Annotated in this window: 9 protein-coding genes; 8 read left to right on the top strand and 1 reads right to left on the bottom strand. The window is 75.0% G+C overall.

Annotated elements, in window-relative coordinates:
• The 7 genes from SJ20_RS00200 to SJ20_RS00230 form a co-directional block, all read left to right on the top strand.
• Window positions 1–1,201: Dyp-type peroxidase (locus tag SJ20_RS00200; RefSeq protein ID WP_044658529.1), on the top strand; the 1,201-nt coding region annotated here is incomplete at its 5' end.
• Between the two features lie 73 nt (window positions 1,202–1,274).
• Window positions 1,275–3,533 (top strand): cytochrome c oxidase assembly protein, encoded by a 2,259-nt coding sequence (locus tag SJ20_RS00205; protein ID WP_044658530.1) that lies wholly within the window; start codon window positions 1,275–1,277, stop codon window positions 3,531–3,533.
• A complete protein-coding gene (locus SJ20_RS00210) occupies window positions 3,523–4,377 on the top strand; it encodes a hypothetical protein (RefSeq protein WP_178329097.1) in 855 nt (284 codons plus the stop codon). Before SJ20_RS00205 ends, SJ20_RS00210 begins: the two co-directional genes overlap by 11 nt.
• A gap of 95 nt (window positions 4,378–4,472) precedes the next feature.
• On the top strand, window positions 4,473–6,572 hold the full coding sequence (locus tag SJ20_RS00215) for an NHL domain-containing thioredoxin family protein (protein ID WP_044658531.1): 2,100 nt from the start codon (window positions 4,473–4,475) through the stop codon (window positions 6,570–6,572).
• 40 nt (window positions 6,573–6,612) lie between these two features.
• Window positions 6,613–7,092, top strand: coding sequence for a flavodoxin domain-containing protein (locus tag SJ20_RS00220; protein WP_036384268.1), 480 nt, complete (start codon window positions 6,613–6,615; stop codon window positions 7,090–7,092).
• Window positions 7,093–7,216: 124 nt separating this feature from the next.
• Window positions 7,217–7,810, top strand: a complete 594-nt coding sequence (locus tag SJ20_RS00225; protein ID WP_044658532.1) for a hypothetical protein — start codon at window positions 7,217–7,219, stop codon at window positions 7,808–7,810.
• A 44-nt stretch (window positions 7,811–7,854) separates the two neighbouring features.
• Window positions 7,855–8,814, top strand: coding sequence for a diaminopimelate dehydrogenase (locus tag SJ20_RS00230; RefSeq protein ID WP_036385002.1), 960 nt, complete (start codon window positions 7,855–7,857; stop codon window positions 8,812–8,814).
• A gap of 55 nt (window positions 8,815–8,869) precedes the next feature.
• Here the strand turns inward: SJ20_RS00230 and SJ20_RS00235 are convergent, their stop codons facing one another.
• Window positions 8,870–9,850 carry an AEC family transporter gene (locus SJ20_RS00235; protein WP_044658533.1) on the bottom strand — a complete coding sequence of 327 codons (981 nt, stop codon included), beginning with the start codon at window positions 9,848–9,850 and terminating at the stop codon, window positions 8,870–8,872.
• Window positions 9,851–10,110: 260 nt separating this feature from the next.
• On the opposite strand from SJ20_RS00235, the gene SJ20_RS00240 reads away from it, so the two are divergent.
• Window positions 10,111–10,557: a DUF2087 domain-containing protein gene (locus tag SJ20_RS00240; RefSeq protein WP_020626108.1), complete on the top strand. Its 447-nt coding sequence runs from the start codon at window positions 10,111–10,113 to the stop codon at window positions 10,555–10,557.
• Window positions 10,558–10,729: the final 172 nt, after the last annotated feature.

The following is a 10,729-nucleotide window of genomic DNA, read 5'->3' on the forward strand; positions in this document are numbered from 1 at the left end:
GGGGGCCTCGCCGTCCGAGGTCATGGGCGACACCGGCATCGAGGGCGACGTCGGCCGGGCCGGCTGGGCCGAGCCCGGCGGCCAGGCCGCCCGGGTGGCCGTCAGCTCGCCCGTGGGCACGGACACCGTGCCGTTCCACGGGCCGCGCCAGGCCGGCGTCGACACCCCCGCCCAGGCCCACGCCGTCTTCCTCGCCCTCGACCTGCGCGAGGACGCGGACCGGGTGCGCATCGAGCGGATGCTGCGCCTGCTCACCGACGACGCGGCGCGCCTGACCCAGGGCCGCGCCACGATCGCCGACACCGAGCCGGAGCTCGCCGCCGCCCCCGCGCGGCTCACCGTGACGTTCGGCTTCGGCCCGGAGCTCGTCCGCCGCGTGGCCCCGGACCGGGCCCCGGCCTGGCTGCGCCCGCTGCCGGCGTTCGAGCAGATCGACCGCCTGGACCCCGCGTTCAGCGACGGCGACCTCCTGCTGCAGATCTGCGGCGACGACCGGATGTCCGTGGCCCACGCCCGGCGCATGCTCCTCAAGGCGGCCCGGCCGTTCGCCACCGAGCGCTGGGTGCAGGAGGGCTTCCGCTCCGCCCGCGGCGCCCACCCCACCGGCACCACCATGCGCAACCTCTTCGGGCAGGTGGACGGCACCGGCAACCCGGCCGCGGACACCCCGCACCTCGATCGCGTGGTGTGGGGCGTGGGCGCCGAGCAGGTGGGCGTCACCCCGTGGATCGCGGACGGCACGTCCGTGGTGATCCGGCGCATCGAGATGCTCATGGACACGTGGGACGAGCTCGACCGCCCGGCCAAGGAGAAGGTCATCGGCCGTCGCCTCGGCACCGGCGCCCCCCTCACGGGGGAGCAGGAGCACGACGAGCCGGACTTCGACGCCGTCGGCCCCACGGGCTTCCCGGTCATCTCGGACATCGCGCACCTGCGGCGGGCCCGCGGGGAGGAGCCCGAGTACGGGATGCTGCGTCGCAGCTACAACTACGACGACCCGCGCGGGGCGCTGGAGGCGGGCTCCGGCCTGATCTTCGCCGCCTACCAGGCGGACGTGGACCGACAGTTCGTCCCCGTCCAGGCCCGGCTCGCCGAGTCGGACCACCTGAACCTGTGGACCGTGCCCGTCGGCTCGGCGGTCTTCGCGATCCCGCCCGGCTGCGCCGAGGGCGGGTTCGTGGGCGACGCCCTGTTCGCCTGACCCAGGGGCCCGACGACGGCGGGGCCGCTCCCGTCGTCGCCGGGCGTCCGCACGCTTTGAGAGGATGGACCCCATGTCCGCCGCCACCGCCCCCGCCCGGGGCAGCCACCCCGCCGAGAACGACGACGCCGCCCGCCCCGGTCCGTCGGGGCCGGTCGGTGTGCCCCGGTGGATCTGGGTGCTCGTGGCCGCCGCGGGAGCCGCCGGCCTCGCCGCCGCCGGCTGGCTGACCGGGGTCACCGCCGCACGCCAGCTCTCCGACCCGGGGTGGATCACCCGCTGGGGCGTGCCCGTGGGGGAGCTCGTCTCCAACCTGGCGATGTCCCTGACCATCGCGGCGCTGATCTTCGCGGCCGGGGTCCTGCCGCCGCACGCGGCGGGCACGGAACGGTGGCACCGCTCCGCCCGGCAGCGGCGCGAGGACGCGGACGCCGCACCGCTGCCCGAGCACCCCGCGTTCACCCGCGTGATGCGGATCGCCGCCGTCAGCGCCGGCGTGTGGACGGTGGCCGCGCTGGCCGTCGGCGTGCTGTCCTACTCGGATCTCGCCGGCATCCCCGTCACTGCGGGGCAGGGCTTCACGGACGGCCTGGCGGCCTACGTGGTCGGCATCTCGGTGGGCCAGGCGTGGTTCTGGGTCACCGTGATCGCCGCCGTCGTGACCACGTTGGCGATCGCCGTCCGCTCCCACAACGGCCTGTTCTGGACCGGCATCCTGGCGATGCTCGCCCTCGTGCCCCTGGCCCTGATCGGGCACGCGGCGGGCGGTGACGACCACACCGGCGCCGTGAACTCGATCGGCCTGCACCTGCTCGGCGTCGTCGTGTGGGTGGGCGGACTGCTCGTGCTCGTCGCGATCTCGGACACCCTCGTGGGGCCCAACGGGGCGCAGGGGCGGGGCCGCAGCCTGCGCCGGCAGGGCCCGGCGCCCCTGCTGCACACGGTCCTGACCCGCTACTCCGTGCTCGCCGGGCTGGGCCTGGTCACGGTGGCGCTGTCCGGCGTGGTCAACGCGTCGATCCGCATGGACGATCCGGCCCAGCTGCTGAGCCCCTACGGCATCCTCGTGTCGGCCAAGTTCCTGGCGGCCCTGGGCCTCGGCCTGATCGGCCTGCTGCACCGCCGGTGGGTGATCCCCCGCCTCGACGCCGGCCCGGACCGTCCCAGCCCCGCCCCCGCGCGTCGCCTGCTGTGGCAGCTCATCGCCGTGGAGGCCGTGATCATGGGCGCCGTCATGGGCGTCTCCTCCGTGCTCTCCCGGACGGCCCCGCCCGTGCCGGAGGAGCTCGCGCCGGACGCCTCCCCGGCCCGCATCCTCACCGGCTACGAGCTGCCGCCGGCCCTCGAGGGCGCCCGGTGGATCACGATGTGGCGGTTCGACTGGCTGTGGGTCGCGATCATCGCGTTCCTGACCCTCTGGTACCTGCGCTCCGTGTGGCAGCTGCGCCGCCGCGGCGACCGCTGGCCCGTGCTGCGCACCGTCGCGTGGCTCGCGGGCCTGGCCGTGCTGCTGTGGGCGACCTCCGGGTCCCCGGCCGTGTACGGCCGCGTCCTGTTCAGCGCGCACATGGTGGGCCACATGACGCTGACGATGCTCAGCCCCGTCTTCCTCGTCCTGGGCGCGCCGATCACCCTGGCGCTGCGGGCCCTGCCGTCCCGCACGGACGGGACGCGCGGCCCGCGCGAGTGGATCCTGTGGATCGTGCACTCCCCGTGGGGGCGGTTCATCACGAACCCGATCGTGGCGGGGGTCAACTTCGCCGGCTCGATCCTGGTGTTCTACTACACGGACTTCTTCCGGTTCTCGCTGGAGACCCACGTGGGCCACGAGTTCATGAACGTCCACTTCCTGCTGACCGGGTTCCTGTTCGCCCTGGTCATGATCGGCTCGGATCCGCTGCCGCGCCGGCCCCCGTACGCCCTGCGGCTCGTGCTGCTGATGGCCACGATGATCTTCCACGCCTTCATCGGCGTCGCCATGACCTCCTCCACCGGCCTGATGCAGGCGTCCTGGTTCGGCAACATGGGCCGCGACTGGGGCCCCACCGCCCTCGAGGACCAGCGCATCGGCGGCGCGGTGATGTGGGGCATCGGCGAGTTCCCCACCGTGATGATGGCGGTGATGGTGGCCGTGCTCTGGTATCGCAGCGACCGCAAGAACGCGGTCCGGCTGGACCGGCAGGCCGACCGCGACGGCGACGCGGAGCTGCGCCGCTGGAACGAGATGTACGCCCGCATGCACGGCACCCCGGTCACCGACGCCCCGAGCGGCGCCGAGCCCGTGGCCCGTGACTCCTCCACCGGCCCCGAGGAGGCCCGTGATGTCCGCTGACCTCCTCCCTCCCCTCGGCCGCCCGGCCGCGCCCCGGCGTGGTCGGCTGCGCCTCGCGGCCGCCGTCGCCGCCGGCCTGCTGGCCCTGACGGGCTGCAGGGCCGGGGACGGCGATCCGGCCGCCGCGTCCGCGCCCGCGGACGGAGTCCACGGCGACGCCGGCACCGCGGCGCCCACGGAGTCGGCGGCCCCGGAGGGGCTCGGCCTGGGCGACCGTCAGGACGAGCGCATGGCGCAGGCCGCGGCCGAGCGTGCGGCCACGTTCGGCTTCGTCCGGCAGCGGGCCGCCACGGCGGAGGAGATCGACGCGGCCCGCGAGGACTCCCGGGACCGGCGCGCGGACGCGGACCGGACCACCGTGCAGCCGGCGCAGTGCAAGGCGCCGCTGACCGCCCTGGACTTCTCCCCGATCGCCCTCGACGAGGCCGAGGCCACGCGCGTGGACGTCGGCGCCGACACCTTCACGGGCACGGGCACCGTGGAGGTCGCCCGGCTCACGGGCCAGGGCCGCCAGGACGTCGAGCGCCACATCCAGACCGTCAACGCCCTGCGCGCCGACTGCCGCGAGATGACCATGACCGTGCAGGAGGGGGACGCGACCGTCGACTACCGCCTCGAGGTCTCCGACGCGCCGCTGTCCGACGGCACGCCGGCGCAGTCCGCCCTCGTGTGGGAGCGGACCGTGGCCTCGGAGTCCGAGCCCCAGCTCACGGCCCAGGTGCTCACCGCCGTCACCTCCGACGCCGTGGTGATGGTCTCCTTCGTGGGCCGGCCCGAGGCCGGGCGCAAGGAGTTCACCCTCATCGCCGAGGAGATGCTGGCCGCCGCCCTGGCCGCCGACTGAGCCGGACCCGCCCGGCGGCGTCGTCTTTCCCCCTGTGACGCCGCCGGCGTCCGCTCACGGCTGACGCGTCCGGGGCGTGCGTCATGATGGTGGACATGACCGCACCGCAGACCCCGAACCCCGCCCCGACCGCTGACGCCCCCGCCGCCGTGCCGCGCGCGGCCACCCGGGTGCGCGCGTCCGAGCTCGTGGGCCGCGGCTGGCTGAACACCGGCGGCGAGCAGGTGAGCCTCGAGGACCTGCGCGGCAAGGTCGTCCTCCTCGACTTCTGGACGTTCTGCTGCATCAACTGCCTGCACGTCCTGGACGAGCTGCGCCCGCTCGAGGAGGAGTTCGCGGACGTGCTCGTCACGGTGGGCGTGCACTCGCCCAAGTTCGAGCACGAGGCGGACCCGGACGCGCTCGCGGCCGCCGTCGAGCGCTACGCCATCGAGCACCCCGTGCTGGACGACCCCGAGCTGACCACGTGGCAGGCGTACTCGGCGCGCGCGTGGCCCACCCTCGTGGTGGTGGACCCGGAGGGCTACATCGCCGCGCACCTGTCCGGAGAGGGGCACGTGGCCGGGCTCTACGGGCTCGTGCGCGAGCTCGTGGCCGAGCACGAGGCCAAGGGCACGCTGCACCGCGGCTCGGGCCCCTACGTCCCGCCCGCCCCCGTGGCCCGGGACCTGTCGTTCCCCGGCAAGGCCGTGTCGCTCGGCGGCCGCGGCTCCCGCCCGGGCACGTTCCTCGTCTCGGACACCGGCCACCACCGCCTCCTGGAGGTCGCCGAGGACCTGACCACGGTGCTCCGCGCGTTCGGCGGCGGGGACCCCGCCACGGCGGACGCGGGCCAGGCCGAGCTCGCATTCCCCACGCCCGGGGAGAAGGGCCACGCGGACGGCGGGCCGGACCAGGCGCTGTTCAACGAGCCGCAGGGCCTGGCGCTGCTGCCCGAGGACGTCGCCCAGCGCGTCGGCTACGACGTCGTCGTGGCGGACTCCGTCAACCACCGGCTGCGGGGCCTGCGCCTGTCGGACGGGCACGTCAGCACCCTCGCCGGCAACGGCGTGCAGAAGCTCATCGACTCCGAGCGCGCCAAGGAGGCCGCCGCCGTCGACGACGAGGGGGACGTCGCCGTCGACCTCGCGGACCTGCCCGGGGAGCCGACCGCGATCTCGCTGTCCTCCCCGTGGGACGTCGTGTGGCACCCCGCCCTGGGGCGTGTGGTGATCGCGATGGCCGGCACGCACCAGCTCTTCGACTTCGACCCCGTCACAGACGCGCTCGCGGTGCACGCGGGCACGGCGCTCGAGGGCCTGCTGGACGGCGACGCCGGACGGGCCTGGTTTGCGCAGCCCTCGGGGCTGTCCGTGGGCGCGGACGGCACGCTGTGGGTCGCGGACTCGGAGACCTCCGCGGTGCGCTGGGTGCGGACCGGGGAGGACGGGCGCCGCGAGGTCGGGACCGCCGTCGGGGCGGGCCTGTTCGACTTCGGCCACGTGGACGGGGAGGCGGACCGCGCGCGCCTGCAGCACGCGCTGGGCGTCACGGCCCTGCCGGACGGCTCCGTGCTGATCGCCGACACGTACAACGGCGCGATCCGCCGGTACGCGCCGGCCGGCGAGGACGCCGCGGGCCGGGCGGTCCCGGCCACGGTGACCACGGTGGCGCGCGGGCTGCTCGAGCCCTCGGACGTGCTCGTGGAGCACGACGCGGACGGGAACGACACCGCGATCGTGGTGGTCGAGTCCAACGCCCACCGGCTCACGCGGCTGGCGGTGCCGGAGGAGTTCCTCACCGTGGACGAGGGCGCGCGGCAGACGCAGCGTCCCCGCACCCCGGTGGTGGCCGGCGACCTGGACCTGACGATCGGCTTCGCCGCGCCCACGGGGCAGAAGCTGGACGACCGCTGGGGCGATCCCACGCAGCTGAAGGTCTCCTCGTCCCCGGAGGAGCTGCTGCTCGAGGGCGCCGGCACGTCCACGGGGCTGCACCGGACGCTGCGGCTGAACCCCGAGGTCGAGGAGGGCGTCCTGCACATCACCGCCCGGGCCGCCGCGTGTGACGGGGAGAAGGGGCAGCCCATCCCGGACCACGCCGCCTGCCACCTGTACCAGCAGGACTGGGGCATCCCGGTCACGGTGCACACCCCGGACCGGGCCCCGGAGGGCGCCGAGACCCGCCTGGACCTGGACCTGCGCGGGATACACTGAGCGCGTCGTCCGCCCCCGACCCCGAAGGCTGCGCCCCACCATGACCACGCTCATCGTCACCTCGTCCGCCCACGGATCCACGCGAGAGATCGCCGAGCGGGTCGCGGAGGTGCTGCGCACGTCGCAGGCCGTCCCGACCGTGGTGGAGGACGTCAAGGGCGCCGCTGCGTGGCTGGCCACGGCGGACGCGGTGATCGTCGCGGCCCCGGTCTACACGGGCTCGCTCGCCGCCGACGCCCGGGCGTTCCTCGACACCCGTCGGGCCGAGCTGGCGGACCTGCCGCTCGTGATCCTGGCCTCCGGCGGCGCGCCCGAGCTGGCCCGGCCGGTGCGGGAGAAGCTCGAGTCCTACGGCCCGCGCGAGGTGGCGTACTTCCGCGGGGCGCTCGTCGAGGAGCGCCTGGGCCGGCTGGAGAAGCTCAAGCTCAAGCTCTCCCGCAACGAGCACTACGGCGACTTCCGCGACTGGGACGCCATCGAGGCCTGGGCCAAGACCCTCTCCGGCGCCGGCGTGCGCTGACCTCACCCGCCGCGCTCGTCGACGAGACGGCGGGGGCGCAGGAGCCTCCACAGCCGCTGTCGTTGACGAAATGGCGCCGGAGGCTCTCGTGTCTGCAGCGGAGGCGAGCGGTTAGCCTGGCCGCATGTCCCCTTCCGCCCGTCGCCCCGCCGCGTCCTCCCGCCCCGCCCGGCCCCGCCCGACGACGGCGCCCTTCGCCCTGCCCGACCGGCCCGGCTGGGTGCGGCTCGCCGCGGGCGCGGTGGTCCCGGGCGTCATCGCCGCCGCCGCGGCGCTCGCGGCCCTGCAGGTGTTCGTCCTCAACCCGTTGGCCGCCGCGCCCGGCGACCGCGGCCTCGGGAGGATCTACGCGGACCTGAGCGCGGCGGGCCAGCTCGGCGTCCCCTTCGTCCTCCCGGCCGTGATCCTGGCGGCCGGGCTCGGTGTGGCCGCGATCCTGTGGTTCCTCACGTGGCGTCGCGAGGAGGTCGACCCGCTGGCGGTCCTCGCCCTGGGCCTCGCCTCGCTCGTCGCCGCGTCCCCGGCCTACTTCATGGCCTCGTTCGGGCCGGGCATGGCGCTCGCGGACACCTACGGCATCGGCGGGGGCGACCACAGCCCGTGGGCCTGGCCGATCTACGTGGTCAGCATGCTGGCGTTGGCGGGGCTGGTCGCCGTCGTCGTGCTCCTGCTGCGCGGTCCGGCGGGCGGACTCGGCGCCCCGCGGCGCCGGGCCTAGGCTGGCGGGACCGACCTGACCACGACCCCACCAGGAGGACGCACATGACCATCCGCGCCGGCATCGTCGGATACGGGAACCTCGGCCGCAGTGTGGAGAAGCTCGTGAAGCTCCAGCCGGACATGGAGCTGGTGGGCATCTTCTCGCGCCGCACCGGCCTGGACACGGACACGCCCGTGCTCCCGGCGGAGCGGGCCGCCGAGCACGCCGGGGAGATCGACGTGCTGTTCCTCTGCCTCGGCAGCGCCACGGACATCCCCGAGCAGGCGGCCGGCTACGCGCGGCACTTCACCACCGTGGACACCTACGACAACCACCAGCTCATCCCGCGGCACCGCGCCGAGATGGACGCCGCGGCCCGGGAGGGCGGGCACGTGGCGATGATCTCCACCGGCTGGGACCCGGGCCTGTTCTCGGTGAACCGGGTGCTGGGCGCGGCGCTGTTCCCGCAGCCGCAGCAGAACACGTTCTGGGGCAAGGGCCTCTCGCAGGGCCATTCCGACGCCGTCCGGCGGGTCCCCGGCGTCCGGCGCGGCGTGCAGTACACGATCCCCAGCGAGGAGGCGATCGCCGAGGCCCGCGCCGGACGGGGCGCCGAGATCACCGGCGCCTCCGCGCACGTGCGTGAGTGCTACGTGGTGGCCGACGAGGCCGACCACGCGGCCATCACCGAGGCCATCACCACGATGCCCGACTACTTCGCCCCGTACGAGACCACCGTGCACTTCATCTCCGAGGAGGAGTTCGAGCGCGACCACCAGGGCATGCCGCACGGCGGCCACGTCGTCACCTCGGGCGACCTCGGCGGCTCGCGCAGCGCTGTCGAGTTCGTGCTGGAGCTGGAGTCCAACCCCGACTTCACCGCCGCCGCGCAGGTCGCCTACGGCCGTGCCGCCGCGCGTCTGAAGGCCCAGGGGGAGACGGGGGCGCGCACCGTGCTCGAGGTCGCCCCGTACCTGCTCTCGCCCACGGGGCTGGACGAGCTGATCCGCCGGGACGTCTGAGCCGCGGCGAGGCGTCCGGCGCGTGACACCGGGCCGGGCGCCGCCGTCGTCGGCCTCAGGCCAGCAGCAGGGCGACGGCGATCATCGCCGGGATCGCGACGATCGTGGTGACCAGGATCGTGTCCTTCGAGACGCGCAGCCCCGCGTCGTAGCGCACGGCGGTGACGAACACGTTCTGTGCGGTCGGCAGGGAGGCCAGGACGACGGCGACGAACACGTGCCGCGCATCCAGGCCGAACACGAACTGCGCGAGCAGCCAGGCCAGCAGCGGATGCACCACCAGCTTCACCGCCGAGGCGAGCAGCACGTCCGCGCGTCGCCCGCCGGCCCGCTCGAGCGGCCGCGAGCCGACCAGCGACATGCCGAACGCCAGGAGCATCGCCGGGATGGACAGCCCGCCGATGAGCTCCACGGACTCCATGAGGGGGCCCGGCAACGACCAGCCGGTGAGGGAGAAGACCAGGCCGGCCACCGAGCCCAGGATCAGGGGGTTGGTGACCGTGTGGCGGACCTGGTCGGCCACGGCGCGCCCGGGGGAGCGGCGCACCGCCCGGCGCCGGCCCGCCGTCGTGCGTCGCCGGACCTCGCGCGCGGTGGCGGCGTCCATCGCGGCCACGTAGAGCGGCGTGTAGATCGCCAGCTGGAAGATGAGCGCCGGGGCGGCCAGGGCGGCGTCGCCGAGGACGTAGGCCGCGATGGGGATGCCGAGGTTCGCCGAGTTCACGAGCGAGGCGCTGAGCGCGGACATGATCCGCTCCGAGGCCGGCCTGCCCTTCAGCAGCGGGACCGTCACCGCGAGGTACAGTGCGGCCGCGGTGAACGCGGACAGCGTGGCCACCCACAGCTGGGGGCCCAGCACGGCGCCCACGTCCGCGCGGGAGAGCGTGACGAACAGCAGCGCCGGGTTGCCGATGAAGAACGCCGCGCGGGAGAGCACGGTGCGGCCGTGCTCGCCGAGCACCCCCGTGCGCCCCACCAGGACGCCCACGAGGATGATCACCCACACGACCGCGAAGCCGGAGAGCACCTGGGTCACGGACGGGCCTCCACAGGTCGGGGTGGGGCGGTCCGCGGCGGGGTCAGGGGCATGGCGCGATCCTACGTCGCGGGCGTCGGCTAGCCTGGATCACGACGGCGGCGCCCACCGCCGAGCGCGCCACGCGGCCCGGTCCCGCGCGGCAGGGCCCTGCAGCCCGGCGCGAAGGGGAGCGGATCCTCGGGCCCACCCGCACGCGACGGACGTCGTCCCCGACCCGCGGCGCGGCATGGCCGGGAGCGCGCCGGCGAGGATGCACCATGACCCGTCAGTCCGACCTCAAGACCCTGATCCGCGCCCGCATGGCCGTCACCGGTGAGCGGTACACCGCCGCGGCGGCGGCCCTCGCCGACGAGTGGCAGTCCGCCGAGCGCTACCACGCGACCGTGCTCACCCGCTTCTTCGACGGGGACCGGCTGCGCTCCATCCCTGCGCGTCGCAAGCCGCGGGTGGCCGTCCTTCTCGAGCTGCTGCGTCGCTTCAGAGCGGGCCGCGCCTACGCGGAGGCCGAGGTCAACGACCTGCTGCGCCCCGCCCACGAGGACGTGGCCACGCTGCGTCGCGAACTCGTGGACTACGGGTTCCTCGACCGCGCCGACGGCGTCTACCGGCTGGCGGACGCCGGGCCCGACCTCGACCCGCGCTTCGCCGCGGACCTGCCGGTCGACCTGGAACGCCGGCTGCGCGAGATCCGCGCGGGCCGTTGAGGGGAGCGGGACCCCGCACGTCGACCTGGAACGCCAGCGGTCGCCATGACGCCGGAATGTGGCCGCATTCCGACGTCTCGCGTTCCCGGTGCGGCCGTGGCGGGGCGACGTGGGCCGACACGGCCCCGGGTCCCTCGCGTGAGGGGCCCGGGGCCGTCGTCGTGGTGTGGAG

The organism is Micrococcus sp. MS-ASIII-49, from assembly GCF_000946635.1.
Lineage (GTDB): Bacteria > Actinomycetota > Actinomycetes > Actinomycetales > Micrococcaceae > Micrococcus > Micrococcus luteus.

What these genes read in the sequence shown, in the direction of transcription:
- SJ20_RS00205 (WP_044658530.1), top strand. Translation starts at nt 1,275, where the DNA reads ATGTCCGCCGCCACCGCCCCCGCCCGGGGCAGCCACCCCGCCGAGAAC.
- SJ20_RS00210 (WP_178329097.1), top strand. Translation starts at nt 3,523, where the DNA reads ATGTCCGCTGACCTCCTCCCTCCCCTCGGCCGCCCGGCCGCGCCCCGG.
- SJ20_RS00215 (WP_044658531.1), top strand. Translation starts at nt 4,473, where the DNA reads ATGACCGCACCGCAGACCCCGAACCCCGCCCCGACCGCTGACGCCCCC.
- SJ20_RS00220 (WP_036384268.1), top strand. Translation starts at nt 6,613, where the DNA reads ATGACCACGCTCATCGTCACCTCGTCCGCCCACGGATCCACGCGAGAG.
- SJ20_RS00225 (WP_044658532.1), top strand. Translation starts at nt 7,217, where the DNA reads ATGTCCCCTTCCGCCCGTCGCCCCGCCGCGTCCTCCCGCCCCGCCCGG.
- SJ20_RS00230 (WP_036385002.1), top strand. Translation starts at nt 7,855, where the DNA reads ATGACCATCCGCGCCGGCATCGTCGGATACGGGAACCTCGGCCGCAGT.
- SJ20_RS00240 (WP_020626108.1), top strand. Translation starts at nt 10,111, where the DNA reads ATGACCCGTCAGTCCGACCTCAAGACCCTGATCCGCGCCCGCATGGCC.